Genomic DNA, 25153 nt, shown 5'->3' with positions numbered 1-25153 from the left:
TCGGGTAGCCAGAGTCGGACAGCAAGCAGAGGCAGCCGATGGATGGTCTTTTGACGGTTCGGCCGGTTCGACGCAGTGACCTGCATCAACTGGCCCTGATGATGGTCGAGCTGCACCGGCACCTGGAGCTGCCGCCCTCGCCGGCGACGCCGGCGCTGCTCGAGGCGCAGCTGTTCGCCGAGCACCCGCCGTTGGCCTGCCTGGTCGCCGAGCGCGGCGGCGCGCTGGTCGGCTACGCCGCCTACTGCGACCTCTACAACAGCGACTACATGGCGCAGGGCTTCTGGCTCTGCGACCTCTTCGTCGAGCCGGGCGGGCGCAGCGGCGGCGCCGGGCGGGCGCTGCTCGCCGAGCTGTCGCGCCTCGCCGTCGACCAGGGCCGCGTCTCGATCTGGTGGGGCGTCCACCGCAGCAACATCCGGGCGATCGGCTTCTACGACCGGATCGGCGCCGGCGACTTCAAGGTCGACCTGCGCGAGCTGGAGACCGAGGCGCTGCAGGCCCTGGCTGCCGAGGCGCGCGGCCTGGCCAGCGACAGCGCGGCCTGAGGCCGGGCCTGGAATGGCCCCCGATCCGTCGACCCACAGCCTGTCGGAGGAGACCCGGTGATGCCGGAAGGAAACAGCTTCGTCGACCGCGACCTCGCGGATGCCGAGTTCCGCAACGTCTCGCTGAAGGGCGCACGCTTCGAGGATGTCTCGCTTGCCGGCGCGCGCTTCGACGACATCGACTTCAGCGGCGCCGAGATCGGCCGCAACTGCAACTTCGCCGGCATGACCGTCGCCGGGGTGCCGCTGGCCGAGCTGTTCGACGCCTACAGGAAGCAGAAGGCCGGGCGGGACTGACCCGCCCGGCCCCCACTGGAACCCTCTGGCGCCGGAACCCCCTGGCGCCGAAGCGTTACTCGGCGGCCATGCCCTTGCTGTTGGCCCAGTCGAGCGTCTCGGCCAGCGCCGTCTCGAAGCGGTCGAGCAGCTCGTTCATCTGCGCCTCGTCGATGATCAGCGGCGGGCAGAAGGCCACCGTGTCGCCGAGGTTGCGCAGGATCAGGCCGTGCTCCTGGCAGCGGTCGAAGCAGTACTGGCCGACCGCACCGGCCGGGTCGAAGGGCGCCTTGGTCTTCTTGTCGGCGACGAACTCGACGGCGGCGATCATGCCGACGCCGCGGACCTCGCCGACCAGCGGATGGTCGGCCAGGGCGCGCAGCCGGCGCTGCAGGATCTCGCCCTGCTTCGCGGCGTTGGCGACCAGGTCCTGCTCCTCGATGATCTTGATGTTCTCGAGGGCGACGGCGGTCGCGGCCGGATGGCCCGAGGCGGTGAAGCCGTGGCCGAAGGTGCCGATCTTGGCGGTGTTGTCGGCGATGCCGTCGTAGACCTTCTGGTTCATCAGCAGGGCCGAGAGCGGCAGGTAGGACGAAGTCAGCGCCTTCGACATCACCACCATGTCCGGCTCGATGCCGTAGAGGTTGCTGCCGAACAGCTTGCCGGTCCGCCCGAAGCCGTTGATCACCTCGTCGGCGATGATCAGCACGTCGTGCTTGCGGCAGACCTTCTGGATCTTCTCCCAGTAGGTCGCCGGCGGCACGATCACGCCGCCCGCGCCCATCACCGGCTCGCCGATGAAGGCAGCGACCGTGTCCGGGCCCTCGCGCTGGATCATCTCGTCGAGCTGCCCGGCGAGCCGGCTGGCGAACTCCTCCTCGCTCTCGCCCTCCCAGGCGTAGCGATAGTGGTGCGGGCAGGCGGTGTGCATGATGTTCGCGATCGGCAGGTCGAAGTCGCGGTGGTTGTAGGGCAGGCCGGTCAGGCTGCCCGACGCGATCGTGATGCCGTGATAGCCCTTGATGCGGGCGATGATCTTCTTCTTGTGCGGCCGGCCGAGCGCGTTGTTGTAGTACCAGACCAGCTTGACCGCGGTGTCGTTCGCCTCGGAGCCGGACGAGGTGTAGAACACCTTGCTCATCTTGCCGGGCGCCAGCTGCAGCAGCTTCTCCGACAGCGCGATCGAGGGCTCGTGGCTCTTGTGCGCGAAGGAGTGGTAGTAGGGCAGCTTGGCGAGCTGGTCGGCCGCGGCCTTGACCAGGCGCGGCTGGCCGAAGCCGACGGCGACGCTCCACAGGCCCGCGAGACCCTCGATGTACTGCTTGCCGGCGGTGTCGTAGACGTAGATGCCCTCGCCGCGCTCGATCACCATGGCGCCCTTCTCTTCGTGCTTGCGGGCGTTGGTGTAGGGATGCAGGTGGACCGCGACGTCGCGGAACTCGGGGGAATTGGCGCGGGAGGCCATGGCGGAAGCTCCGAAATCCGGTGGTGGAGGAAGTCGGCGCGTAGCCTAGTCCGCGACCCGGGCGGCAGCAAGCGGAGCGAGGGCGGGAAGCCCGACAGCAGGGGAGACATGCGCAAATGACGAGGATCTGCGTGGCCGGAGCGACCGGCTGGACCGGCAGGGCGGTCGCGGCGGCGGCGCTCGACGCCGCGGACGTGACGCTGGTCGGCGCGGTCGCGCGCCGCGCCGCCGGCCAGGACATCGGCGAAGCCCTGGGCCGCCCGTCCGCCGGGGTCGCGATCAGCCCCTCGGTCGAGGCGGCGCTGCAGGCGGCCGAGGCCGAGGTGCTGGTCGACTACACCCATCCGACCACGGTCAAGGCCCACACCCTGACCGCCCTCGCGAGGGGCGTGTCGGTGGTCGTCGGCACCTCGGGGCTGACCGCCGAGGACTATGCCGAGCTCGACGCGGCGGCGCGGGCGGCCGGGCGCGGCGTGCTGGCCTCGGGCAACTTCGCGATCACCGCGGCCCTGGTCAGCCACTTCGCGCTGATCGCGGCGCGCTTCATCGAGCACTTCGAGATCATCGACTATGCCAAGGCGGCCAAGCCCGACGCGCCGAGCGGCACGGCGCGCGAGCTGGCCGAGCGGCTCGGCGAGGTCCGCAAGCCGCGGATCGACCACCCGATCGACCAGACCATCGGCCCGAAGGAGCTGCGCGGCGGCTCGATCAACGGCGTGCAGGTCCATTCGGTCCGGCTGCCGACCTACACCGCCTCGGTCGACGCGCTCTTCACCGTGCCCGGCGCCCGCCTCAAGCTGACCCACGACGCCGGCACCGACGCGAGCGTCTATGCCCAGGGCACGCTGCTGGCGGCGCGCAGGGTCGGCGGCTTCGTCGGCCTGAAGCGCGGCCTCGACCAGCTGCTGTTCGAGTAGCGGGTCGTCCGGCCCCTCGGGCGGGGGAGCGGGCCCGCCCTCTGCGACCCCCGGGGCGCCCCCCGGGGCCGCTCGGTCACGGGCGCCGGGGCTCGATCACGCTGAGACGGAAGGGGCCGGCCTCGGCTGCGGCATCGGCGACCGCATCGTTGACCTGGGCGAGGCTGAAGCGCGTGACGCTGAACGCCTCGAGCGGGACCAGGCCGGCCCTGACCAGGGCGATCAGCCGGGGCACGGCGGCGCGCGGATACATCCATTGCCCGCGCAGGGTGATGTCGTTGCGCATCAGCTGGCGGTAGGGCAGCTCCAGTCCGACATCCGATCCGCCCATCAGCACGATCGTGCCACCGGGACGGACGGACAGCGCCGCCGCCCGCACCGGCGCCGCGTCGGGCAGCGGCGGCAGGATGTCGAGCACGCAGTCGATCGCCCGGTCGCCCGCCTCCTGCAGGTGGCTGCGGTCGGCTTCCTCGTCTCCCGAGAGCGCCACGGTCCGGACCCTCCGGCCGAAGCGGTCGCGCAGCTCCGCCAGTCGCTCCGCGTTGCGCCCGGGCGCGATCACGCGGGCGGCGCCCATCGCCAGGGCCAGGGCCACGGCGGCGCTGCCGAAGTGTCCCGTCGCGCCGCTGACCAGGGCGGTCTGGCCGGGCTGCAGGCCGCCGGCGAGCAGGCCGCCGTAGGGCACGAGAAAGGAGCCGAGGGCGCACCAGGCCGCGGCCCGCTCCTCGTCGATCGCACCCAGGGCGAAGGCGTTTTCCAGCGGCACGCGCATCCGCTCGGCGAAGGCGCCGTCGTGGAAATGGCCGTGCAGACGCTGCGCCCCGGCGCTCGGCGCGGCCCATCCGTGGAGCAGGATGTCGGGGGCCTGGGCGGCGTCGCGGCTGCGGATCGTCGGGTCGCAATAGACCCAGTCGCCGGGCTCGAGACGCGTCGCGTCCGGCCCGGCCTCGATCACGCGGCCGATCGCGCCGCAACCCGGGACGACCGGCAGCCGCAGCCCATGGGGCCGGACGTTGGCGAAGACCTCGTCGGCATAGGAGAGCACCGGCACCGCGATCACCTCCACGGCGGCCTCGCCGGGAGCCGCGACCGGGTCGGGCAGGGTCTCGACGCTCAGGGCGGCACCGAACTCTCTCAGGACGGCGGCTCTCATGTGCGCTCCTCTCGTTGTGTCGCCCACAGCTAGCAGCCCTTCCGATCCCATCCAGAGCTGGTATCATCCTAGGATCATGGCGGCCTACCCGAACGTCGCACTCGGCGAGTTCCTGCGCGCGCGGCGCGAGCGGCTCGACCCGGAGGAGCTCTCGCTGACCAGCCTGCGCCGGCGCAGGACGGCGGGCTTGCGCCGCGAGGAGGTGGCCGAGCGCGCCGGCATCGGCGTCGACTGGTACGTCCGGCTCGAGCAGGGGCGCTCCGCCTCGCCGCCGATGGCGACGATCGATGCTCTCGCCCGCGCGCTCTGCCTCGACGAGATCGAGCACGACCACCTGCGGGCCCTGGCGCGGAACGCGCCGGCGCGCGCCTTCCGGCGCGAGACCGTGCCCGAGGTCCTCCGCATCCTCGTGTCGAGCCTGCAGGAGCCGGCCTACGTCACCGGGCAGCGCTGGGACGTGCTTTTCTGGAACGCGGCCGCGTCGGGCCAGCTGGTCGACTTCGACGGGATCGCGGAGGACAGGCGGAACATCCTGCTCTTCATGTTCCTGGATCCCGCCGCGCGGCGGCTCTTCGGGGCCCGGTGGCCGGCGACGGCCCGGCGCATGGTGGCCCAGTTCCGCAAGACCTACGACCACTGGGCGACCGACGGCGCGTTCAAGAGCCTCGCCGCGCAGCTGACGAAAGAGAGCCCCGACTTCGCGACCTGGTGGCGAGCACACCAGGTCGGGGCGAGCGAAGGCGGCGCCAAGACGCTCTACCGGCAGGCGGATGCCAGGTCCTACGTCTACGGGAGCTTTCAGGTCGCGGACAGTCCCGAGCTGCGGCTGACGATCTATTCGCCGCTCCGGCCGGGACCGGCCGCCTCGCCGCCTACAGCTTGACCTTCATGCGCGGGCCGGCCTCGACGAAGCCGAGGCGGCGGTAGAAGGCCCAGGCGCGGCTCGCATCCGGCGCGTCGTCGGCGTGCGGCGCGGTCAGCTCCAGGCGGGTCCAGCCGGCGGCGCGGCCGTGCTCGGCGGCGCGGGCGATCAGCCGGGCGCCGAGCTGGCGCGAGCGCCAGGCCGGCTCGACGTAGAGCTCGGCGACCTCGCCGAAGCGGCCACGCGCGAAGACCGCGCCCAGCTCGGTCAGGGTGATCAGGCCGGCCGGCGTGCCGTCGGCCTCCTCGGCCAGATAGGCGGCGAAGCCCGGCCCCTCGTCGAACAGGCGCCCGGCGGCCTCGCTCAGCGTCTCGACCGGCAGCAGCTGGTCCGGCGGCATGATGCCGGCGAGCAGGCGGTGGACCAGGCTGCCGATGGTCCCGGCGTCGGCCCTGGTCGCCGCCCGGATCGTGCAGTCGGGCTCGGCGGGCAGCGGCGCGAGCGGGTCGGAGGGGGCGCGTGTCGTCATGGCGTGGGTCCGGCGTCAGCTGGGGCCCGACCGGCCGCTCGGCGGTCCGGGCGCAGCCCCAGCTTTTCTAGGGGGCGGGTGAGAATAACTGTCTTGATCGCCGCCGCGCCGCTATCCGCTAATGGCAGCGGGCGCACGACGGGAGGGGCGATGCTGACGCTCTACGACTACCTGGACTCGGGCAACGGCTACAAGGTGCGGCTGCTGCTGGCGCAGCTCGGCCGGCCCTGCGAGCGGATCGAGCTCGACATCGACCGCGGCGAGACGCGCACGCCCGACTTCCTGGCGATCAATCCGAACGGCCGCATCCCGGCCCTGGTGCTCGACGACGGCCGGCCGCTCGCCGAATCGAACGCCATCCTCTGCTATCTCGCCGAGGGCACGCCCTTCCTGCCGGCCGATCCCTACGAGCGGGCGCTGGTCATGCAGTGGCTGTTCTTCGAGCAGTACAGCCACGAGCCCTACATCGCCGTCGCGCGCTACCTGCTGCGCCACCTGCCGGCCGACCACCCGCGCCGGGCGCGGCTGCCCGAGCTGCGCGAGCGCGGCCATCAGGCCCTCGCGGTCATGGAGGGCCACCTCGCCGGCAACGCCTTCTTCGTCGGCGGCCGCTACTCGATCGCCGACATCGCGCTCTACGCCTACACGCACGTCGCCGCCGACGGGGGCTACGACCTCTCGGGCTATCCGGCCCTGGGCGCCTGGCTGCAGCGCATCGCGGCCCAGCCCGGGCATCGCGGCCTGTTCGACCTGGCCGAGGGGTGACCGCGGGCTAGCGTGCCGCGCCGGGCCGCTGTTATAGAGCGGACCGGTTCGGGGATCCGGCCGGCGGCGCGTCCCGCCGGGCTTCCGAGCCGGTCCGCTCGTCACGGGCAGCCCTGGAATCCGGATTGGTGTCGCCGCTCGTCGTCCTGTTCGTCAAGGCCCTGGTCGGCGGCTTCGTCGTCGCCGTGCCGGTCGGCGCGATCGGCGCGCTCTGCCTGCGCCGGGCGCTGCAGGGCCTGTGGGTCGTCGGCCTGGTGACCGGCTTCGGCGCGGCGGTCGCCGACACCATCCTGGCGGTCGGCGCGGTCTTCGGCCTGTCGCTGGTCACCGACTTCCTGTGGCAGTACCAGGAGTGGCTGCGCCTGCTCGGCGGGCTGTTCCTGCTGGTCTTCGGCATCCGGATGATCGGCCAGAGCCGCACGCTGATCGACCGGGTGACCCACGGCGCGCCGACCGCGACCGCGCCCTCGGTCAAGCTCGACAAGGCCGGCAGGGGACTGGTCGCCGGCTTCGGCCTGACCATCATCAATCCGGCGACGCTGTTGGCCTTCGTCGGCGTCTTCGCCGGCCTCGGCCTGCTCCACGACCGGCCGCAGGGCCTGCTCGCCAACGGCATGGTGGTGGTCGGCGTCTTCGCCGGCTCGATGGCCTGGTGGAGCGTGCTGACCGGCGGCGTCGCCGCCGTGCGCCACCACATCCCGCCGCGCACGGTCGGTCTCGTCAACGCCGGCCTCGGGCTATTGGTCGCAGGCTTCGGGGTCGGCGCGCTGGTCTCCTTTGCAGACATGACCTTCTTCTGAAGGCGCGGGCCGATGCGGCTCGCCGGCGCCGTGGCGAGAGGTCGAATCCAGCGATTGCAAGGTCTTGTGCGCTGCGGCGATTTCCGCTTGTAACCGAACTATCGCGGCGGCAAGGTTACGGCTTCCGAACGGCTGACCCCGGTCGTTCCCGTCGGAACATCCGAACGGCGCACCGCAGAAAAGCGGGGTGACGCACGGCATCCGGATCAACGGATGCCTTGGAACTGAGGCAACAGGGAGACAATTATGCGATTCCGCACAGGTCTCATGGCGGCCGCGGCTCTGGCCGCCGCCGTCGCCTTCGCCACGACCGGCGAGGCGAAGACCTTCCGCTACGCGACCACCGGCGACATTCTCGGCCTGGACCCCCACATCAACAACGAGGGTCCGACCAACACGATGAAGGGAAACATCTACGGTTCCCTGCTGCATCGTAAGGCAGACCTGTCGCTCGAGCCGGACCTCGCCACCGAGTGGAAGGCCGTCGACGACACCCACTGGCGCTTCAAGCTGCGCCAGGGCGTGAAGTTCTCGAACGGCGATCCCTTCACCGCCGACGACGTGATCTTCTCCTTCAAGCGCCAGACGCAGGAGGCCTCCGACATGGCCTTCGCGCTGTCGTCCGTGAAGGACATCAAGAAGATCAGCGACTACGAGATCGAGATCGAGACCAAGGGTCCGGACCCGATCCTGCTGCTCAACATGCCGAACTTCTTCATCGTCGATAAGAAGTTCATGGAAGAGAACAACGCCGTCGAGGTCGTCAAGGGCGCCGGCAAGACCAACTGGGCCAACCTGCACGCCAACGGCACCGGCCCCTTCATGGTCAAGGAGTGGGTCCAGGACAACCGCCTGGTGCTCGAGCGCAATCCCAACTACTGGGGCAAGGACAAGCTCGAGACCAACGTCACCGAGGCGATCTTCACGCCGATCCCGAACGACGCGACCCGCGTCGCCGCCCTGCTCTCGGGCGAGATCGACATGATGTACCCGGTGCCGCTGCAGGACGTGCAGCGCCTGGAGTCGGACCCGAACGTCAAGGTCCAGCAGGGCCCCGAGCTGCGCACGATCTTCCTGGGCATGGACCAGTGGCGCAAGGAGTCGCTCGACATGCCCGGCTCCGGCAAGAATCCCTTCCTGGACGTGCGGGTGCGCGAGGCCTTCGCCCACGCCATCGACCTGAAGGCGATCCACCGGGTCGTGATGCGCGGCGCCTCGACGCCGACCGGCGAGATGATCGCTCCGGGCATCAACGGCTTCCAGGAGGACCTGAACACGCCCTACAAGTACGACCCGGCGCTGTCCAAGAAGCTGCTCAAGGAGGCCGGCTACGAGAAGGGCTTCCCGGTCACCTTCGACTGCCCGAACGACCGCTACGTCAACGACGAGGCGATCTGCACGGCGATCGTCCCGATGCTCGAGCGCATCGGCATCAAGGTGACCCTGAACGCCCAGACCAAGTCGCTGCACTTCAACAAGATCGGCTCGGCCTCGGGCAACAACACCAGCTTCTACATGCTGGGCTGGACCCCCGGTTCCTACGACGCCTACAACGTCCTGCAGAACATCATGACGATGGACGGTGCGGGCCAGGGCGCCTGGAACTGCGGGCGCTACAGCAACCCGAAGGTCGAGCAGCTGACCGACCAGATCGCGGTCACGGTCGACGAGAAGAAGCGCAACGAGATGATCCACGAGGCCTTCAAGATCCATAAGGACGACGTGGGCCACATCCCGCTGCATCAGCAGGCGCTGGCCTGGGGCTACCGCTCCGACAAGGTGGCGAAGATCATCCAGCGCCCGTTCAACGACGTCGACCTGCGCTACGTCACGATGAAGTAGCGCCCGTCAGGGCCAGCACGACGGCCCGGGTGCGCAAACGCCCGGGCCGTCGGCTTTTTCGATCCAGGCAGGATCGCATCCTCGAAGCTCTCGCGCAGGACAGGGCCGCCCATCCATGTTCGCCTTCATCGTCCAGCGTCTGTTCCAGGCGGTGCTCGTCATGCTGGTCGTCGGCTTGATCAGCTTCGCGCTGTTCCGCTTCACCGGCGACCCGGTCAACAACATGCTCGGCCAGGAGGCGACGATCGAGCAGCGCCAGGCGCTGCGCGAGAAGCTCGGCCTCAACGATCCCGTGCCGATGCAGTTCTTCAAGTTCCTGGTCAACGCCAGCCAGGGCGAGTTCGGGCTCAGCTACCGGGTCGGCAAGCCGGTCGAGGAGCTGATCGCCACGGCGCTGCCGGCGACCCTTGAGCTGGTCTTCGTCTCGGCCCTGATGGCGCTGCTGATCGGCGTGCCGATGGGCGTCTATACGGGCTTGAAACGCCACGCTCCGCTCAGTCGGATGTTCCTCACCGTCTCGCTGGTCGGCGTCTCGCTGCCGACCTTCGTGATCGGCATCCTGATGATCCTGGTGTTCGGCGTCTGGCTGGGCTGGCTGCCGACCTTCGGGCGCCAGGGCCTCGTCGACCTCGGCTTCTGGGAGACCGGCCTCCTGACCCTCAAGGGCTGGAGCTTCCTGATCATGCCGGCCTTCACGCTGGCGCTGTTCCAGCTGACCCTGATCATGCGGCTGGTGCGCGCCGAGATGCTCGAGGTGCTGCGCACCGACTACATCAAGTTCGCCAAGGCACGCGGCCTCAGGAACCGGGCGATCAACTACGGCCACGCCCTGAAGAACACCCTGGTCCCGGTGATCACCATCATGGGCCTGCAGGTCGGCTCGCTGCTCGCCTTCTCGATCATCACGGAGACGGTCTTCGCCTGGCCCGGCATGGGGCGGCTGTTCCTGGACTCGATCCGCTTCGTCGATATCCCGATCATGTCCTGCTACCTGATGCTGATGGCCTTCTTCTTCGTGATCATCAACCTGTCGGTCGACCTGCTCTACTACGCGGTCGATCCGCGCCTGCGCGCCGAGACGCTCGGCGGCGCGGCGCACTGAAGGGGGGCGAGCCATGGCGATCGCACCAGAAGAGATCCAGGTCTCGCCGGGCCTGTTCGGCCGCGTCATCGACGGCGGTCGGCGCTTCTTCGACGGCGACATCTTCTACGCCTTCAAGAAGTCGCCGCTGACCATCGCCGCCTTCGTCGTCACCGTGCTGATGTTCGCCATCGCGCTCTCGGCGCACTGGCTGGCGCCGTTCGACACGATGAACCTCTCGTCGCTCAACCTGATGGACGCGCGCCTGCCGCCGATCGGCTGGCAGTTCAACGACGGCGGCATGATGGTCGACCCCGACCCGCGCTTCCTGCTCGGCACCGACGAGCAGGGCCGGGACCTGCTGTCGGCCATGATGTTCGGCCTGCAGATCTCGCTCGAGGTCGGCTTCGCCTCGGTGATCCTGGCGGCGGTCTTCGGCACGCTGCTCGGTCTGGTCAGCGGCTATGCCGGTGGCCGGGTCGACTCCTTCATCATGCGCGTCGCCGACGTCCAGCTGACCTTCCCGGCGATCCTGATCGCCCTGCTGATCGACGGCGCGACCCGGACCATGATGGATCCCGACACGCACCAGGCCTTCAAGCTGCCGATCCTGATACTGGCGATCGCCGCCTCGCAGTGGGTCAACTTCGCGCGCACGGTGCGCGGCTCGACCCTGGTCGAGAAGAACAAGGAGTACGTCCAGGCGGCCCGCGTGATCGGCATCCGACCCTCGCTGATCATGATCCGCCACGTGTTGCCCAACGTGCTCGGACCGGTTCTGGTCATCGCGACGCTGTCGCTGGCCATCGCGATCCTGACCGAGGCGACGCTGTCGTTCCTCGGCGTCGGCGTGCCGGCGACCGAGCCGTCCCTGGGCACGCTGATCCGGCTCGGCCAGAACGTGCTGTTCTCCGGCATGTGGTGGCTGACGATCTACCCCAGCCTCGTGCTGGTCATCCTGGTGCTGGCCGTGAACCTGCTCGGCGACTGGCTGCGCGACGCCCTGAACCCGAGACTGCGGTGAGCCCGATGGCCGAGAACACGACAAGGGAGAAGCCGGCCCGCAAGGGGGCGCTGCTCGAGGTCGAGAACCTGCGCGTCGAGTTCCCGACGCGCCGCGGCACCCTGACGGCGGTCGACGACATCTCCTTCCACATCGACGAGGGCGAGGTGCTCGGCGTGGTCGGCGAGTCCGGCGCCGGCAAGTCGATGACCGGCACGGCAATCATCGGCCTGCTCGAGCCGCCCGGGCGGATCGCCGGCGGCGAGATCCGGCTCGACGGCCGGCGCATCGACAACCTGCCCTACGAGAAGCTGCGGCGGATCCGCGGCCGCGAGATCGGCATGGTCTTCCAGGACCCGCTGACCAGCCTCAATCCGCTCTACACCGTCGGCCATCAGCTGATCGAGACGATCCAGACCCACACCGACATGAGCGAGAGCCAGGCGCGGCGGCGGGCGATCGATCTGCTCGCCGAGGTCGGCATCCCGGCGCCGGAGCGGCGCATCGACCAGTATCCGCACCAGTTCTCGGGCGGCATGCGCCAGCGCGTGGTCATCGCGCTCGCGCTCTGCGTCAATCCCCGCCTAGTCATCGCCGACGAGCCGACGACCGCGCTCGACGTCTCGATCCAGGCGCAGATCATCAAGCTCCTGAAGAAGCTGTGCAGCGAGCACGGCGCCGCAGTCATGCTGATCACCCACGACATGGGCGTGATCGCCGAGACCGCCGACCGGGTCGCGGTCATGTACTCCGGGCGCATCGCCGAGGTCGGGCCGGTGCGCGAGGTGATCCGCAACGCCAAGCACCCCTACACCCACGGCCTGATGGGCTCGATCCCGATGGTCGGCCACGACCTCGACCGGCTGACCCAGATCGAGGGCTCGATGCCGCGCCTGACCGAGATTCCGACGGGCTGCCCCTTCAACCCGCGCTGCCCGAAGGTCTTCGAGCGCTGCCGCCACGAGCGGCCCGAGCTGATCGCGGTCGAGGACACGCGGGTCGCCTGCTGGCTCTACGAGGAAGGCGAGCAGAGGAGGACCGGCAGCCATGGCTGACGCCGCCGTCGCCCAGGCCGCCCGCAGCGGCACCGACGACGTCCGGCCGCTGGTCCGGGTCGAGGGCTTGGCCAAGCACTTCGACGTCTCTCCGCCCTGGCTGACCCGCGTGCTGCGCCATGAGGACCGCACCCTGGTGCGCGCGGTCGACGGCGTCTCCTTCGATATCCCGGCGGGCCGCACCTTCAGCCTGGTCGGCGAATCCGGCTGCGGCAAGTCGACGGTCGCGCGTCTCGTCGTCGGCCTCTACAACCCGACCGCCGGCGAGGTCGAGTTCGACGGCGTCTCGATGGCGAACCTGAAGAGCCGCCGCGAGATGGCGCCGATCCGCAAGCGGCTGCAGATGATCTTCCAGGACCCTTACGCCAGCCTCAATCCGCGCTGGCGGGTCGCCGACATCGTCGCCGAGCCGCTGCGCGCCCACGGCCTGATGACGGACCGGCGGGCGATCCAGAAGCGGGTCGGCGAGCTGCTCGAGCTGGTCCGCCTCTCGGCGCGCGACGGCGAGAAGTTCCCGCACGAGTTCTCCGGCGGCCAGCGCCAGCGCATCTCGATCGCCCGGGCGCTCGCCTCGAATCCGGAGTTCCTGGTCTGCGACGAGCCGACCTCGGCGCTCGACGTCTCGGTGCAGGCGCAGATCCTGAACCTGATGAAGGACCTGCAGCGCGAGCTCGGGCTGACCTATCTCTTCATCAGCCACGACCTGGCCGTCGTCTACCACATCTCCGACTACGTCGGCGTGATGTACCTGGGCCGGCTGGTCGAGTGGGGCACGGCGCGCGACATCTTCCGCCGGCCGCAGCACCCCTACACGCGCATGCTGCTCGACGCGATCCCGGACCTGGAGATGAGCGGCCGCCAGCGTATCCCGGTCGCCGGCGAGGTGCCGAGCCCGATCCATCCGCCGAGCGGCTGCCACTTCCACCCGCGCTGTCCCTTCGCCAACGAGCGCTGCAAGGCCGAGGAGCCGAAGGCGATCGCCACCCCGGCGGGCGGCAAGGTGCGCTGCCACGCCATCGAGGAAGGCCGCCTGACCGAGGAGGTCGTGCAGCACGCGCTCGGTCGCGACTAGGCGATCCGGGCCCGGCGCGGCGGCGCAGGCCTGCTTGACGCACGTCAATGCTGGTGGCTGCGTACCGGGGTCTTCTCAGCCGCGGAAAAACACCCCTGCAGGCGGGAGAAAGGGACGGCGATGGCCTACAAGACGATTCTGGTCCACCTCGACGACAGCAAGAGCTGCAAGAAGCGCGTGCAGGCCGCCCTCGACCTGGCCGCTCGGCAGGACGCCCACGTCGTCGGTCTCTATATCGCGGCCGAGTTCGCCGCTCCGGCCTACCTGATGGCGCAGATGCCGCAGGACCTGCTCGACCGCCAGGAGGCCCTGCGCAAGGAGGCGACCGACAAGGCGCTGGCCGCCTTCGACGAGGCGGCGCGCAAGGCCGGCGTCCATGCCGAGCCGCGCTCGGCGCGGGCCTATGCCGACGAGGTCGAGGACGTGCTGAGCCTGCACGGCCGCTATGCCGACCTGGTGGTGCTCGGCCAGCACGATCCGGACGACGACCTCTCGATGGGCGAGAGCGCCGTCGAGCAGGCCGTGCTCGCTCTCGGCCGGCCGCTGCTGCTGGTGCCCTACGTCGGCGCCGCGGCCGGCTTCGGCCAGCGCCCGCTGCTGCTCTGGGACGCCAGCCGGGAGGCGGCGAGCGCCGTCGACGACGCGCTGCCGCTGCTGCAGGCCGCCAAGAAGGTCGACATCCTGTCGGTCAACCCCCGCCACGGCATCCGCGGCCACGGCGAGGAGCCGGGCGCCGACATCGCCACGGTGCTGGCCCGCCACGGCGTCAAGACCGAGGCGCGCCACGTCATCTCCAAGGAGATCTCGATCGCCGACACGATCCTGTCCAGCGCCAGCGACCTGGGCAGCGACCTGCTGGTGATGGGCGCCTACGGCCACAGCCGGCTGCGCGAGCTGGTCATGGGCGGCGTCACCCGCTCGGTGCTGCAGCATCTGGCGATGCCCGCGCTGATGAGCCACTGAGGAAGGTCGGGGAGCGGCCGGCGGCGCCCGGACCCGGCCTCGGCCGAGGTCCCGCCGCCGGTGGTGATAGCGGCAGAGCCCGGGCCCGAAGCCGAGCGGGCGACAGAGGGGCCCGGCCGCCGTCGTCGCCGGCGGCGACCTGCAGGCAGGCGGCCCGGCCGCCCCGCCCGCGGGCCCAGTCCTCCAGCCCAGTCCTCCAGGCGGCCGGCAGCACGAGGCTGCCGATGATGCTGCGATAGGTCGCGCGCGTCGCCGGGGCGACCGCGTTGAGCCCCTCCCGGAGCGTCGGCCACTCGCCGTCGGCGCGGATCGGGGCGCGGTCCGATCGAATCTCCGTCTCCGGTGGAGACGGCCCGCCGGGTCACTTCTCGGATACGTCCCAGACCGAAACGCGATTCCGGCCCTCGCTCTTCGCCCGGTAGAGCGCCTTGTCAGCGCGCTCGATCGACTGCTCCACGGGAACATCGGGATCGAGCAGGGTGAGGCCGATCGAGACGGTGGTCTGGAAGTCCTCATGACCGTGCGCCTTGTGCCGCAACCCGGCCAGGCCTTCGCGGATCCGCTCGAAGAGCTTCCGGGAGGTGTCGAGGGTCGTGTTCGGCACGCAGATCAGGAATTCCTCGCCGCCGTACCGGAATATCGAGTCGTATGGCCGGATGTTCGCTCTGACGAAGGCCGCGATGGCGGCGAGGACCTGGTCGCCCACGACGTGCCCGTAGGAATCGTTCACGTCCTTGAAGAGATCGAGGTCCATCATGGCGACGCTGCACGGTCCGATCTTGCGTCTCACCAGGACCTGCTGCTCGCGCAACTTGGTCAGCATGCCGATGCGGCTTCTGGCTCCGGTGAGCGGGTCGGTATTGAAGAGCGTTTCCTCGAACTCGCGCGCCAGAGTCAGGATTTCGAGGCGCATCTGCTTCAGCGCGCTCGTCAGGCGTTCGTAGTCCGCCACGCTGACCGTCCTGCTCTCGCCGGACAGGCGCAGCAGCAGGGTCGCGACTTCGTGCACCTTCCGATGCTCGTTCTCGAGAGCATGGAAGCAGGGATTGGCCGAGAGCCTCTCCGAGCCGGGTCCGTAGTACCACTGGCCGAACCGGCATCTGCGGTGGGCGTCCGCGGCCAGGTCCCGTTCGTCGGGCTGGATGCGGCAGATCAGGCAGCAGTAGATTGACTCGACCCACAGGTCGTGGTGGTGGAGCGCCTGGTCGAGCTGCGCCAGCGCACCCTTTATTTCTTCTGGCGTCAGGTCCGGCGCGCCATCAGCCATTCCTTGTTCTTTCTGAAAGGGCCATGAGCGCGCTGCCGTCTGATCGTGGCGCGGCCGGAGCGACCTGGAATGCCGGCCGTTTCTTGGAGAAGGCCGCGATCCCCGAAGAAAAGAGGGTACGTTGCTCGGTGGGGAGGGTTCAAGCGGCACTTCGGGCAGCTGCCTCCGGCGCCGTCGCCGCCCGGGCTACCGCCGGTCGGTGCGGGGATCGAGGGCGTCCTGCAGGCCGTCGCCGAGGAAGTTGGCGGCGATCACCGTGACGAAGATCGCGAGGCCCGGCCAGACCGCCAGCATCGGCGCGCTCCAGATCGTCTCCTGGGCGCCGGTCAGCATGTTGCCCCAGCTCGGCAGCGGCGGCTGGATGCCGAGGCCGAGGAACGACAGCACCGATTCGATCAGGATGACGTTGCCGACCGAGAGGGTCGTCGCGACGATCACCGGCGAGAGGGCGTTGGGCAGGATGTGGCGCCGCAGGATGCGCAGCGGGCCGGCGCCCAGCGCCTCGGCGGCGCGCACGTACTCGCGCGCCTTGAGGCTCAAGACCGTGCCGCGCACCAGGCGCGCCGTCGTCGTCCAGCCGACCAGGGCGACCAGCAGCACGATGCGCCACAGGCTGGCGCTGCCGGAATCGGCGACCGACTGCGGGATGCCGAGCTTGGTCAGGTCGACCGCCGCCATGACGATCAGCAGCGGCAGCAGCGGCAGGGCGATGACGCTGTCGACCAGGCGCATCAGCAGGGCGTCGACCCGTCCGCCGAGGTAGCCGGCGACCAGCCCCACCACGGTGCCGATCGTCGCCGCGACCAGGGCCGCGGCGAAGCCGACGCCGAGCGAGACCCGGCCGCCGCGCAGCAGGCGCAGCAGCAGGTCGCGGCCGAGCTCGTCGGTGCCGAGCGGGTGGGCGGCCGAGGGCGGCGCCGAGCGCGCCAGCAGGTCGATCTGCTCGGCGCCGAAGCCGAGCCACTGCTCGACCAGCGGCTCGCCGGCGCTGGCGGCGGCGATCAGCAGCAGCAGGGCGAGTGCGCCGACCGCCAGGGGATGGCGCAGGAAGCGGCGCCGGAAGGCCGCCGCGGGGCTGCCGCCCGGCACCGCGGCGCCGGCGGCCTCCGCGGCCAGCAGGGGCGCGCGCTCCTGGATCGGCCCGCCGCTCACCGGTAGCTGACCCTGGGATCGAGCCAAGCGTAGGCGAGATCGGCCAGCAGGTTGGCCAGCAGCACCGTGGTGGTCGCCAGCAGCAGGCCGACCAGGGCGAGGTTGTAGTCGTTGCCCATGATCGCGTCGTAGATCGTCTTGCCCATGCCGAGCCAGCCGAAGATCGTCTCGGTGATCAGCGCGCCGGAGAAGAGGGTGCCGAAGTCGAGCGCCAGGATCGTCACGTAGGGGATCAGCGCGTTGCGCAAGGCATGGCGCCAGATCACCTGCGGCTCGCTGAGGCCCTTGGCGCGCGCCGTGCGGATGTGGTCGGCGCGCAGCGCCTCGATCAGCGAGGCGCGCAGGTAGCGCAGGTGGCCGCCGACGCTGGCCAGGGTCAGCGCCAGCACCGGCAGCGCCAGGTGGCGCGCCGTCGAGGCCAGGCTGCCGCTGCCCATGCCGCCGGCCGGCAGCCAGCCGAGCGCCACGGCGAACAGCATGATCAGCAGGATCGCCAGCCAGAAGGGCGGCAGCGAGATGCCGGCGAAGGCGGCGAGGTTGACCGCGCCGTCGGCGAGCCCGCCCGGCCGGCGGGCCGCCAGCATCGCGCCGGGCAGGGCGATCAGCGCGGCCGCGGCGAAGGCGAGGCCCATCAGGGTCAGGGTGTTGGCCAGGCGCGGCAGCAGGATCGCCTCGACCGGCAGGGCGAAGAGCCGCGAGTAGCCGAGGTCGCCGCCGAGCGCCGCGGTCAGCCAGTTCCAGTAGCGCTCGAGCAGCGGCTGGTCGAGGCCGTAGAGCGCCTTGAGGCGGACCAGGTCGGCGGGCGTCAGGTGCGGATCGGCGGTCACCATCAGGTCGATCGGATCGCCCGGCATCAGGCCGATCAGGCCATAGACCACGAAGGACATGACCAGCAGCACGATCAGCGACTCGACGAGCCGGCGGCCGAGGAAGGCGGTCATGGGTCGGCGCTCTGGGCAGCCTGGGTCCTGCCCTCCCGGCTTCCTTTCACGTCGTACCCGTCCCCTCTCCCGTCATCCCCGCCCCCTCCTTCGTCATCCCCGCGAAAGCGGGGATCCAGAGAAAGGCGTTGCCGGCACGGTCGCCGCCGGTTCGTGCCCACGGTGTCGTCCTCTGGATCCCCGCTTTCGCGGGGATGACGAAGGGAGAGAAGGCGATGACGGGAGAGGGCGTGAGGATGACGAAGGGAGAGCCGGCGGCGACGAGGGAAGCGGCCGCTCAAGCCTCGCGCGCAGGCCCTACCCATCCTTGCGCCGCCAGTTCTCGATCCACAGCGTCGTCGGGTTCTGGTGGCCGGTCGGGCGTACGCCCTCCAGCCATTTCGGCAGGACGTAGGGATCGGCCCGCCAATAGAGCGGCAGGGCCGGCAGGGTCTCGGCGTAGCGGGCCTGCAGCCTGGCCCAGAGCGCCTTGCGCTTGTCGCGGTCGAGCTCCGTCTCGATGGCGTCGATCAGGCGGTCCATGTCCTTGTTGCAGTAGCCCTGGACGTTCTGGCCGGCCCAGTGGTTCTCGGCGGTCGGGATCTGGTCGCAGTAGAGCGTCGTGCGCGGCACGTTCTCCGGCGACGACAGCCAGGCGAACATGGCGAGGCCGGGGAAGGCGCGCTGGGTCACGGTCTGGCCGAAGAAGACGCGCGCCGGCTCGTTCTTGATAGTGACCTCGATGCCGAGCTGCTTCCACTGCGCCTGCAGGACCTGCTCGACCAGCTCGCGGCTGCGGTTGCCGGCGGTCGTCATCAGGCTCAGGCGCAGCGGCTCGCCCTTGTCGTTGCGCCGGATGCCGCCCGGCCCGCGGTGCCAGCCGGCCTCGTCGAGCAGCCGGCCGGCGCGCGCGGGATCGTAGGGGTAGTGCTCGACGTCGGGATCGTAGATCCAGTCGAGCGGGCTGACCGAGCTGTCGGCGACCGGCTGCTTGCCGGCGAAGAGCTGCTTGCTGATGGTCTCGCGGTCGGCGCCGAGCAGCAGCGCCTGGCGGACCTTGAGGTCGGCCAGGATCGGGTTGTCCAGGTTCGGCGCCAGGTGCTCGTAGACCAGCCTCGGCTTGTAGATCACCCGGTAGGCGTCGCCGTGGCGCTTCTCGAAGGCCAGGGCCTGGTCGAGCGACAGGCCGAGCGAGCCGGCGATCATGTCGATCGAGCCGGACAGCAGGTTGGCCTCCAAGGCCGCCGTGTTCTCGATGGTCCGCAGCACGACGCGGTCGAAGAAGGGCTTCTCGCCCCACCAGGTCGGGTTGCGCGCCAGCACGATCTCGGAGCCCGGGGTCAGCGAGACGATCTTGTAGGGGCCGAAGGCGAGCCCCGGGTTGGTCGGGTCGCTGTCGAAGGCGGTGCGGAAGCGGTACTGCGCGGGATCGGCCTCGAAGATCGGCCGCTCGATGTGCGCCGGCAGCAGGCGGAAGTCGCCGGCGCTCTGGTAGTCGAAGTCGACCCGGTCGAGGTGGAAGGTGAAGCGCTTCGCGTCGAGCACGTCGAGCTTGTAGATCCGCTTGTAGAGCTCGAAGTTCGAGACGCCGGAATTGGGGTTGCGGCCGACCTCCCAGGTGAACTTCACGTCGTCGGTGGTCACCGGCGTGCCGTCGCCCCAGGTCGCGTCGGGCTGCAGGCTGTAGGTGACCGCGATGCCCTTCCTGCCGTCGGGCGTCGTCTCCAGCTGCGCCGTGCCCTTGGCCAGGTCGGGCAGCTCCGTGCAGACCATGCAGACCGGCTTCCAGTCCTGGTCGTAGGCGGTCAGCGGCCTGAGGGTCATGCCCTCGACGTAGACCTTGGCCAGCATCGATTCGATGTTCGGGTTGAGCGTCGCCGGGTACTGGGTCAGGCCGATCGTCAAGGTGCCGCCGGCGCGCGCCGCGGGCGGACTGGCCAGCGCGCCGACCAGCAGGGCCAGGACGAGAAGGATCAGTCGCATCGCCGCTCCCCGTTGTTCTCGGGGCAGCTTAGCAGGTGAGCGCGGCAGGTTCGAAGTTAAGGCTTGGACAGGTGGGCGGGAGCGACAGCCTTCTGGCCACCTCTTCGGCTTCGCCCTGCGTCTGTCGAAGAGGAGCTCCCTGTTGTTGGTACCCCCAATTCGCTTCATCCTGAGCTTGTCGAAGGGTGAGGCGAAGCACGCGCAAGCTGATGGCCTGAGTCTACATCCTGCGCCGTTGTGATGGCAGCTACCACACCGGCGTCGCACAGATCGACCTGGAACGACGTGTCGCCGAGCACAACAACGGTGTGTACAAGGGCTTCACCTCGGTTCGACGGCCCGTGGAGTTGGTCTTCGCCGAAGAGTTTCCGCTCGCCATTCAGGCGATCGAGATGGAGCGGCGCATCAAGGGCTGGTCGAGGGCGAAGAAGGAGGTGCTGATCGCCCGCGACTGGGGCCGCCTGCCTGAGCTCTCGCGGTCGGGCAAGTGCCGCGAATGAATGGCTCCGCCCTTCGACAGGCTCAGGACGAAGCCATCCGGAAACCACATCCGAACAGGGGCCACGCAGTCGGTCCACCCCCCTCACGCCGCCAGCCGGCCGTACTCCTCCTTGCGGCGGGCGACGTAGGCGGCCAGCGCCTCGCGGCGGCCCTGGTCGAGCGGCGGCGGCTCGTACTCCGCGAGCAGCCGCTTCCAGACCGCGTTGGCGCGCTCGGTCGCGGTCTTCGAGCCGGCCTCCTGCCAGGATTCGAAGTTGCGCCAGTCCGAGAGGATCGGCGCGTAGAAGGCGGTCTCGTAGCGCTCCAGGGTGTGCGCCGTGCCGAAGAAGTGGCCGCCCGGGCCGACGTCCTGCATCGCCTCGAAGGCCAGGCTGTCCTGGTCGACCGCGATCGGCTTCATGAACTCGGTCATGTTCTGCAGCAGCTCGGCGTCGAGCACGACCTTCTCGAAGGAGGCGACGAGGCCGCCCTCCAGCCATCCGGCGCCGTGGTGCAGCATGTTGGCGCCGCCCATCAGGGCGCCCCAGAGCGACATCATCGACTCGTAGGCGGCCTGGGCGTCGACCGAGGTCGAGGCGTTGGCGTTCGACGAGCGGTAGGGCAGGCGGAAGCGGCGCGCCAGCTGGCCCGCGGCCATCGAGGCCTTGGCGTACTCCGGCGTGCCGAAGGCCGGTGCCCCGGACCTGAGGTCGACGTTCGAGGTGAAGCCGCCGTAGACGACCGGCGCGCCGGGCCGGGCCAGCTGAGTCAGCACGATGCCGGCCAGCGCCTCGGCGTGCTGCTGGGCCAGCGCCGCCGCCAGGGTCACCGGCGTCATCGCGCCCATCAGGCAGAAGGGCGTGACGACCGCCGGCTGGCCGTGCTCGGCGAGCGCGATCAGCCCCTCGGACAGGGGCCCGTCGATGCGCCGCGGCGAGTTCACGTTGATGACGCTGAAGATCGACGGCCGGTCGAGCAGGTCCTCGCGGCGCTCGCCGCGCGCGATCGCCACCATCTCCAGGGCGTCGACGACCCGCTCGGCGCCGACCGCCGTGCCGTAGAAGGCCTTGTCGGTCAGGGTCAGGATCGCCTCGTAGCAGTCGAGGAAGCGGGTGTCGGCCGGCAGGTCCATCGGCGCGACCGCCTGGTGGGTCACGTACTGCACGATGTTGAGCGACTGGCCGAGGCGCAGCAGGTTCAGGTAGTCGGCGAAGTTGCCGTCGCGCCGGCCGCGGTCCAGGTCGGTGACGAAGGGCGGGCCGTTGACCAGGCCGAAGATCGCGGCGTCGCCGCCGATCTCGAGCGCCTTCGCGTCGTTGCGCGGCGTCATGGTGAAGCGCTCCGGCACCGTGGCCAGGCTCTGCTCGACCAGGCCGCGGTCGAAGCGGACCAGGCCGCTCGCCCGCTCGACCTCGGCGCCGCCCGCCGCCAGGCGGTCGAGCGCCCGGTCGCTCATGAACTCGATGCCGAGCTCCTCGAGGATCCTCAGCGCCGCCTGGTGGATCGCCTCGACCTGATCCTCCGACAGCACCTCGACCGGCTTGTAGGGATTGCGGACCTGCTGCCAGGGCAGCTGCTGCAGCCCCCCGGCCTGGCGTTGGGCCCCGCGTCCGCTGCGGCGCCCGCCCTCTCGACGGGACATTGTGGCTCTCTCCCTCCGGCCGCAGCGAAGGCGGCCGGAGGGAGAGCTTAACGGAAGGAGCCGAGGAGACAAGGGGCGGTCCGCCGGGGCTACTTCTCCTGGTCGACCAGGCCGCGCACGAACCAGCGCTGCAGCAGCACGACGACCAGCACCGGCGGCAGCATGGCCAGCAGGGTCGTCGCCATGGTCAGGTTCCACCGCGTGTCGGCGTTGTCGGTCGGCAGGGTGCGCGCGACGCCGATCACGACGGTGGTCATCTCGGCCCGGGTCGTCGCCAGCAGCGGCCAGAGGTACTGGTTCCAGCCGTAGATGAAGAGGATCACGAAGAGCGCGGCCATCGAGGTCCGCGACATTGGCAGCAGGATGTCGCGGAAGAAGCGCAGCGGACCGGCGCCGTCGACCTTGGCCGCCTCGCAGAGCTCGTCGGGCACGACCAGGAAGAACTGGCGGAACAGGAAGGTCGCGGTCGCCGAGGCGATCAGCGGCAGGATCAGGCCGGCGTAGCTGTCGAGCAGCGAGACGTTCAGCTCCAGCCGCCAGCCGAGCCAGCCGGCCAGGGCGGTCACGGGACTCAGCACGTTCGCCGCGACCTCGAAGGTCGGCACGATGCGCACCTCGACCGGCAGCATCAGGGTGATGAAGATCAGCCAGAAGGCGGCCGTGCGGAAGCGGAAGCGGAAGTAGGTGACGGCGAAGGCTGAGAGCAGCGAGATCGACAGCTTGCCGAGCGCGATGCCGAGCGCCATCACCGTCGAGTTGACGAGCTGCCGCTGCAGGTCGTCCTTGGCCCAGGCCGCGGCGAGGTTGTGCCAGAGGGCGCTGCCGGGCAGCGTCGCCAGGGTCAGGCGCGCCGTGTCGTCGGGCTGCGAGGCGATGACCAGGGCGTAGTAGAGCGGCAGGAAGACGAGCAGCAGGCCGGCCGACAGCAGCAGCCAGCAGAAGGCGTCGAAGCGGGGCGAGCGCTCGACCATCTCAGGCGTAGCTCACGCGCTTCTCGACGAAGCGGAACTGCAGGATGGTCAGGGCGACGACGATGACCATCAGCACGATCGACTGGGCCGCCGAGGAGCCGAGGTCCTGGGCCTGGAAGCCGTCCTTATAGACCTTGTAGACCAGCAGGCGGGTGGCGCCGCCGGGCCCGCCGCCGGTGATCGCGTCGACGATGCCGAAGGTCTCGAAGAAGGCGTAGATCACGTTCATGACCAGCAGGAAGAAGCTGGTCGGCCCGAGCAGCGGCAGCACGAGGTCGCGCAGCCGCCGGGCCGGGCCGGCGCCGTCGATCGCCGCGGCCTCGATCAGGCTGGCCGGGATCGCCTGCAGGCCGGCGAGGAAGAAGACGAAGTTGTAGGAGACCTGCTTCCAGGCGGCGGCGGCGACGATCAGCAGCATCGCGTCGCCGCCGTCGAGCAGCGGGTTCCAGCCGACGCCGAGGTCGCGCAGCGCCAGGGCCAGCACGCCGAAGGCCGGGTGGAACAGGAACAGCCACAGCATGCCGGCGATCGCCGGCGCCACGGCATAGGGCCAGATGACCAGGGAGCGCAGCAGCAGCGAGCGGCGCAGCACCCGGTCGGCGGCGACCGCCAGCGCCAGCGCGACGCTCATCGACAGCAGCGTCGTCGCCGCCGAGAACCGGAGGGTCAGCCAGACCGAGTCCCAGTATTCGGGCGAGGCGAAGAGCGCCCGGAAGTTGTCGAGCCCGACGTAGATCGAGCGGTCGAGGAAGGGATCGGAGAGGAAGAAGGCCTCGACGATGCCCCGGCCCGCCGGCCAGAAGAAGAAGACCGCCAGGACCAGCAGCTGCGGGGCGAGCAGCAGCCAGGGCAGGGCACGGCCCTTGAAGACGACGTCTTTGCCTCGGATTGCCACGGTGACGGGAACGGCCCGCCGACCCCCTCCCGCCGCGGGGGCGGGGGAGAGGGCCGGCCGGCGCGTCCGCTTCCTCAGTCGGCGACGGTCTTGGCGAAGCGCGCGAGCAGCGGGTCGGCGCGCCGGACCATGTCGTCGGCGGCCTGCTGTGCGCTCTTCTCCTGGGACCAGATCTTCTCCATCTCCTCGTTGAGGATCTCGTCGATCTGCACGAGGTAGCCGAGGCGGATGCCGCGGGTGTTCTCGCTCGGCTGGCGCAGCAGCTCCTTGATCGCCAGCTCCTGGTGCGGGAACTTCTCGTAGTAGCCCTGCTTCCTGGCCAGCTCGTAGGCGTCGACCGTGATCGGCACGTAGCCCGAGTTCCGGTGCCAGTCGAACTGCAGCTCGGGCGCCGACAGGAACTTGAAGAAGGCCGCGGCGCCGTCGTAGACGGCCTTGTCGAGCCCCTTCATGACGAACAGCCCGGCACCGCCGATGAAGGTGTTGCGCGGCGTCTTCGTGCCCTCCTCGACCGGCAGCACGGCCGCGCCGAACTTGAACTTGGCGTTCTGCGAGATGCCGCCGTAGCCGGCCGAGCTCTCCAGCAGCACCGCGCAGCGCTCGGCGTAGAAGGCCTGGTGCGCGCCGGTCCACTGGCGACCCTGGTACTCGAAGAGCCCCTCCTTGGACCAGCGGCCGATGCGGGCGAGCTGCTCGACCACGCCGTTGTGGTTGAACACCAGCCGGGCGTCCGGGCCATCCATGCCGTTGCCCTCGGTGGCGAGCGGCAGGTCCTGCACGAAGGCGTAGTTCTTGAGCAGCACCCACTCCTGCCAGGCCGAGGTGACCGGGCAGGGGTAGCCGGCGGCCTTGAGCCTGCGGGCGGCCGCCTCGAGCTCGGTCCAGGTCGCGGGGATCTTGTCGATCCCGGCTTTCTGGAAGGCGTCGGCGTTGTACCACATCAGCGGCGTCGAGGTGTTGAAGGGCATGGCCATCTGCTTGCCCTTGTACCGGTACATGGCCATCACCGGCTCGAGGTAGCGCGACCAGTCGACCTCGATGCCCGCCTCGGCCATGACGTCGTCGACCGGCTTGATGGCGCTGGAGAAGATCAGCGTCGGCGCGGCGTTGGCCTGGACCTGCACGATCGCCGGCTGCTTGCCGGCGCGGTAGGCCGCGATGGTCGCGTTGACCGTGTCGTCGTAGGTGCCCTTGTAGGTCAGCACGACCTTGTAGTCGTCCTGGCTGGCATTGAACTCCTCGACGTAGCGGGTCAGAACCTTGCCCAGCTTGATGTCGGGAGAGAACGCGTGCCAGAAGTCGACTTCGGTGGCGGCCTGGGCAGCGCTCGACGCCAGGGCGGCGAGCGTTCCGGCGGCCAGCATGCCGAGGATGCGCAACGACATTGGAGGCTCCTTCCATTCGGGAACGGGGAACGCGGGAAAGCGCAGGCGCCCTGCGACGCCCTGCCGCCGTGAGCGGCAGCGGAATAAGAAATACTTTATGGCTGTGACGGTGATATGAATTTACCTA

The 25153-nt window shown here is 69.9% G+C and carries 24 protein-coding genes; 13 read left to right on the top strand and 11 right to left on the bottom strand.

Translation table 11 applies throughout. The annotated features are described in order from the left end of the window. Nucleotides 1-98: 98 nt before the first annotated feature. Nucleotides 99-548: a GNAT family N-acetyltransferase gene (locus B9O00_RS00620; protein WP_159460055.1), complete on the top strand. Its 450-nt coding sequence runs from the start codon at nucleotides 99-101 to the stop codon at nucleotides 546-548. A 60-nt stretch (nucleotides 549-608) separates the two neighbouring features. Continuing rightward, complete coding sequence (locus B9O00_RS00615) at nucleotides 609-845, top strand: pentapeptide repeat-containing protein (RefSeq protein ID WP_085120489.1); 237 nt, start codon at nucleotides 609-611, stop codon at nucleotides 843-845. A gap of 55 nt (nucleotides 846-900) precedes the next feature. On the opposite strand, the gene B9O00_RS00610 is transcribed toward B9O00_RS00615, so the two are convergent. Further along, on the bottom strand, nucleotides 901-2289 hold the full coding sequence (locus tag B9O00_RS00610; RefSeq protein ID WP_085120488.1) for an aspartate aminotransferase family protein: 1389 nt from the start codon (nucleotides 2287-2289) through the stop codon (nucleotides 901-903). Between the two features lie 116 nt (nucleotides 2290-2405). Here B9O00_RS00610 and dapB point away from each other — a divergent pair, with 116 nt between their 5' ends. After that, on the top strand, nucleotides 2406-3206 hold the full coding sequence (gene dapB, locus B9O00_RS00605; protein ID WP_085120487.1) for a 4-hydroxy-tetrahydrodipicolinate reductase: 801 nt from the start codon (nucleotides 2406-2408) through the stop codon (nucleotides 3204-3206). Between the two features lie 76 nt (nucleotides 3207-3282). Here the strand turns inward: dapB and B9O00_RS00600 are convergent, their stop codons facing one another. Next, nucleotides 3283-4359: a zinc-binding dehydrogenase gene (locus B9O00_RS00600; protein ID WP_085120486.1), complete on the bottom strand. Its 1077-nt coding sequence runs from the start codon at nucleotides 4357-4359 to the stop codon at nucleotides 3283-3285. Between the two features lie 76 nt (nucleotides 4360-4435). Here B9O00_RS00600 and B9O00_RS00595 point away from each other — a divergent pair, with 76 nt between their 5' ends. Beyond that, entirely contained in the window at nucleotides 4436-5242 is an 807-nt protein-coding gene (locus B9O00_RS00595) for a helix-turn-helix transcriptional regulator (RefSeq protein WP_085120485.1), read from the top strand. Here the strand turns inward: B9O00_RS00595 and B9O00_RS00590 are convergent. Continuing rightward, on the bottom strand, nucleotides 5232-5750 hold the full coding sequence (locus tag B9O00_RS00590; protein WP_085120484.1) for a GNAT family N-acetyltransferase: 519 nt from the start codon (nucleotides 5748-5750) through the stop codon (nucleotides 5232-5234). The two genes, B9O00_RS00595 and B9O00_RS00590, sit on opposite strands and share 11 nt — an antisense overlap. Nucleotides 5751-5900: 150 nt before the next feature. Between B9O00_RS00590 and B9O00_RS00585 the strand changes: the two genes are divergently transcribed. The 8 genes from B9O00_RS00585 (at nucleotide 5901) to B9O00_RS00550 (ending at nucleotide 14331) form a co-directional block, all read left to right on the top strand. Continuing rightward, the gene (locus tag B9O00_RS00585) at nucleotides 5901-6515 is read left to right on the top strand and encodes a glutathione S-transferase family protein (protein WP_085120483.1); all 615 of its coding nucleotides are present in this window, start codon (nucleotides 5901-5903) and stop codon (nucleotides 6513-6515) included. 128 nt (nucleotides 6516-6643) lie between these two features. Continuing rightward, complete coding sequence (locus B9O00_RS00580; RefSeq protein WP_159460054.1) at nucleotides 6644-7315, top strand: LysE family transporter; 672 nt, start codon at nucleotides 6644-6646, stop codon at nucleotides 7313-7315. Between the two features lie 246 nt (nucleotides 7316-7561). Next, a complete protein-coding gene (locus B9O00_RS00575; protein WP_085120481.1) occupies nucleotides 7562-9157 on the top strand; it encodes an ABC transporter substrate-binding protein in 1596 nt (531 codons plus the stop codon). Between the two features lie 115 nt (nucleotides 9158-9272). Then, nucleotides 9273-10259: an ABC transporter permease gene (locus tag B9O00_RS00570; protein WP_085120480.1), complete on the top strand. Its 987-nt coding sequence runs from the start codon at nucleotides 9273-9275 to the stop codon at nucleotides 10257-10259. 13 nt (nucleotides 10260-10272) lie between these two features. Beyond that, entirely contained in the window at nucleotides 10273-11262 is a 990-nt protein-coding gene (locus B9O00_RS00565) for an ABC transporter permease (protein WP_085120479.1), read from the top strand. Between the two features lie 5 nt (nucleotides 11263-11267). After that, nucleotides 11268-12296 (top strand): ABC transporter ATP-binding protein, encoded by a 1029-nt coding sequence (locus B9O00_RS00560; RefSeq protein WP_085120478.1) that lies wholly within the window; start codon nucleotides 11268-11270, stop codon nucleotides 12294-12296. Beyond that, nucleotides 12289-13368, top strand: a complete 1080-nt coding sequence (locus B9O00_RS00555) for an ABC transporter ATP-binding protein (RefSeq protein WP_085120477.1) — start codon at nucleotides 12289-12291, stop codon at nucleotides 13366-13368. Before B9O00_RS00560 ends, B9O00_RS00555 begins: the two co-directional genes overlap by 8 nt. Nucleotides 13369-13488: 120 nt before the next feature. Continuing rightward, complete coding sequence (locus B9O00_RS00550; protein ID WP_085120476.1) at nucleotides 13489-14331, top strand: universal stress protein; 843 nt, start codon at nucleotides 13489-13491, stop codon at nucleotides 14329-14331. 361 nt (nucleotides 14332-14692) lie between these two features. Here B9O00_RS00550 and B9O00_RS00545 read toward each other — a convergent pair whose 3' ends face one another. The 4 genes from B9O00_RS00545 to B9O00_RS00530 all read right to left on the bottom strand — a co-directional run bounded on the left by B9O00_RS00545 (nucleotide 14693) and on the right by B9O00_RS00530 (nucleotide 19653). Next, nucleotides 14693-15598: a diguanylate cyclase gene (locus tag B9O00_RS00545; protein ID WP_085120475.1), complete on the bottom strand. Its 906-nt coding sequence runs from the start codon at nucleotides 15596-15598 to the stop codon at nucleotides 14693-14695. Between the two features lie 186 nt (nucleotides 15599-15784). Then, nucleotides 15785-16750 carry an ABC transporter permease gene (locus tag B9O00_RS00540; protein WP_235017003.1) on the bottom strand — a complete coding sequence of 322 codons (966 nt, stop codon included), beginning with the start codon at nucleotides 16748-16750 and terminating at the stop codon, nucleotides 15785-15787. Then, on the bottom strand, nucleotides 16747-17691 hold the full coding sequence (locus tag B9O00_RS00535) for an ABC transporter permease (protein ID WP_085120474.1): 945 nt from the start codon (nucleotides 17689-17691) through the stop codon (nucleotides 16747-16749). Before B9O00_RS00535 ends, B9O00_RS00540 begins: the two co-directional genes overlap by 4 nt. A gap of 297 nt (nucleotides 17692-17988) precedes the next feature. Next, nucleotides 17989-19653 (bottom strand): peptide ABC transporter substrate-binding protein, encoded by a 1665-nt coding sequence (locus B9O00_RS00530; protein WP_085120473.1) that lies wholly within the window; start codon nucleotides 19651-19653, stop codon nucleotides 17989-17991. 224 nt (nucleotides 19654-19877) lie between these two features. Here B9O00_RS00530 and B9O00_RS00525 point away from each other — a divergent pair, with 224 nt between their 5' ends. Beyond that, a complete protein-coding gene (locus tag B9O00_RS00525; RefSeq protein ID WP_085120472.1) occupies nucleotides 19878-20153 on the top strand; it encodes a GIY-YIG nuclease family protein in 276 nt (91 codons plus the stop codon). A gap of 83 nt (nucleotides 20154-20236) precedes the next feature. On the opposite strand, the gene B9O00_RS00520 is transcribed toward B9O00_RS00525, so the two are convergent. From B9O00_RS00520 to ugpB, 4 genes are all read right to left on the bottom strand, one after another. Beyond that, nucleotides 20237-21775: a trimethylamine methyltransferase family protein gene (locus tag B9O00_RS00520; protein WP_085120471.1), complete on the bottom strand. Its 1539-nt coding sequence runs from the start codon at nucleotides 21773-21775 to the stop codon at nucleotides 20237-20239. An 89-nt stretch (nucleotides 21776-21864) separates the two neighbouring features. Further along, on the bottom strand, nucleotides 21865-22746 hold the full coding sequence (gene ugpE, locus B9O00_RS00515; RefSeq protein ID WP_085120470.1) for a sn-glycerol-3-phosphate ABC transporter permease UgpE: 882 nt from the start codon (nucleotides 22744-22746) through the stop codon (nucleotides 21865-21867). Between the two features lies 1 nt (nucleotide 22747). Next, nucleotides 22748-23641 carry a sn-glycerol-3-phosphate ABC transporter permease UgpA gene (gene ugpA / locus B9O00_RS00510; protein ID WP_235017002.1) on the bottom strand — a complete coding sequence of 298 codons (894 nt, stop codon included), beginning with the start codon at nucleotides 23639-23641 and terminating at the stop codon, nucleotides 22748-22750. A gap of 74 nt (nucleotides 23642-23715) precedes the next feature. Then, nucleotides 23716-25026 carry a sn-glycerol-3-phosphate ABC transporter substrate-binding protein UgpB gene (gene ugpB, locus B9O00_RS00505; RefSeq protein WP_085120469.1) on the bottom strand — a complete coding sequence of 437 codons (1311 nt, stop codon included), beginning with the start codon at nucleotides 25024-25026 and terminating at the stop codon, nucleotides 23716-23718. Between the last annotated feature and the right edge of the window lie 127 nt (nucleotides 25027-25153).

This window comes from Tistlia consotensis USBA 355 (assembly GCF_900177295.1).
GTDB classification, from domain to species: Bacteria; Pseudomonadota; Alphaproteobacteria; order Kiloniellales; family DSM-21159; genus Tistlia; species Tistlia consotensis.
This window is presented reverse-complemented; position numbering and strand designations above follow the sequence as displayed.

What these genes read in the sequence shown, in the direction of transcription:
- B9O00_RS00620 (WP_159460055.1), top strand. Translation starts at nt 99, where the DNA reads ATGATGGTCGAGCTGCACCGGCACCTGGAGCTGCCGCCCTCGCCGGCG.
- B9O00_RS00615 (WP_085120489.1), top strand. Translation starts at nt 609, where the DNA reads ATGCCGGAAGGAAACAGCTTCGTCGACCGCGACCTCGCGGATGCCGAG.
- B9O00_RS00610 (WP_085120488.1), bottom strand. Translation starts at nt 2,289, where the DNA reads ATGGCCTCCCGCGCCAATTCCCCCGAGTTCCGCGACGTCGCGGTCCAC.
- dapB (WP_085120487.1), top strand. Translation starts at nt 2,406, where the DNA reads ATGACGAGGATCTGCGTGGCCGGAGCGACCGGCTGGACCGGCAGGGCG.
- B9O00_RS00600 (WP_085120486.1), bottom strand. Translation starts at nt 4,359, where the DNA reads ATGAGAGCCGCCGTCCTGAGAGAGTTCGGTGCCGCCCTGAGCGTCGAG.
- B9O00_RS00595 (WP_085120485.1), top strand. Translation starts at nt 4,436, where the DNA reads ATGGCGGCCTACCCGAACGTCGCACTCGGCGAGTTCCTGCGCGCGCGG.
- B9O00_RS00590 (WP_085120484.1), bottom strand. Translation starts at nt 5,750, where the DNA reads ATGACGACACGCGCCCCCTCCGACCCGCTCGCGCCGCTGCCCGCCGAG.
- B9O00_RS00585 (WP_085120483.1), top strand. Translation starts at nt 5,901, where the DNA reads ATGCTGACGCTCTACGACTACCTGGACTCGGGCAACGGCTACAAGGTG.
- B9O00_RS00575 (WP_085120481.1), top strand. Translation starts at nt 7,562, where the DNA reads ATGCGATTCCGCACAGGTCTCATGGCGGCCGCGGCTCTGGCCGCCGCC.
- B9O00_RS00570 (WP_085120480.1), top strand. Translation starts at nt 9,273, where the DNA reads ATGTTCGCCTTCATCGTCCAGCGTCTGTTCCAGGCGGTGCTCGTCATG.
- B9O00_RS00565 (WP_085120479.1), top strand. Translation starts at nt 10,273, where the DNA reads ATGGCGATCGCACCAGAAGAGATCCAGGTCTCGCCGGGCCTGTTCGGC.
- B9O00_RS00560 (WP_085120478.1), top strand. Translation starts at nt 11,268, where the DNA reads ATGGCCGAGAACACGACAAGGGAGAAGCCGGCCCGCAAGGGGGCGCTG.
- B9O00_RS00555 (WP_085120477.1), top strand. Translation starts at nt 12,289, where the DNA reads ATGGCTGACGCCGCCGTCGCCCAGGCCGCCCGCAGCGGCACCGACGAC.
- B9O00_RS00550 (WP_085120476.1), top strand. Translation starts at nt 13,489, where the DNA reads ATGGCCTACAAGACGATTCTGGTCCACCTCGACGACAGCAAGAGCTGC.
- B9O00_RS00545 (WP_085120475.1), bottom strand. Translation starts at nt 15,598, where the DNA reads ATGGCTGATGGCGCGCCGGACCTGACGCCAGAAGAAATAAAGGGTGCG.
- B9O00_RS00535 (WP_085120474.1), bottom strand. Translation starts at nt 17,691, where the DNA reads ATGACCGCCTTCCTCGGCCGCCGGCTCGTCGAGTCGCTGATCGTGCTG.
- B9O00_RS00530 (WP_085120473.1), bottom strand. Translation starts at nt 19,653, where the DNA reads ATGCGACTGATCCTTCTCGTCCTGGCCCTGCTGGTCGGCGCGCTGGCC.
- B9O00_RS00520 (WP_085120471.1), bottom strand. Translation starts at nt 21,775, where the DNA reads ATGTCCCGTCGAGAGGGCGGGCGCCGCAGCGGACGCGGGGCCCAACGC.
- ugpE (WP_085120470.1), bottom strand. Translation starts at nt 22,746, where the DNA reads ATGGTCGAGCGCTCGCCCCGCTTCGACGCCTTCTGCTGGCTGCTGCTG.
- ugpB (WP_085120469.1), bottom strand. Translation starts at nt 25,026, where the DNA reads ATGTCGTTGCGCATCCTCGGCATGCTGGCCGCCGGAACGCTCGCCGCC.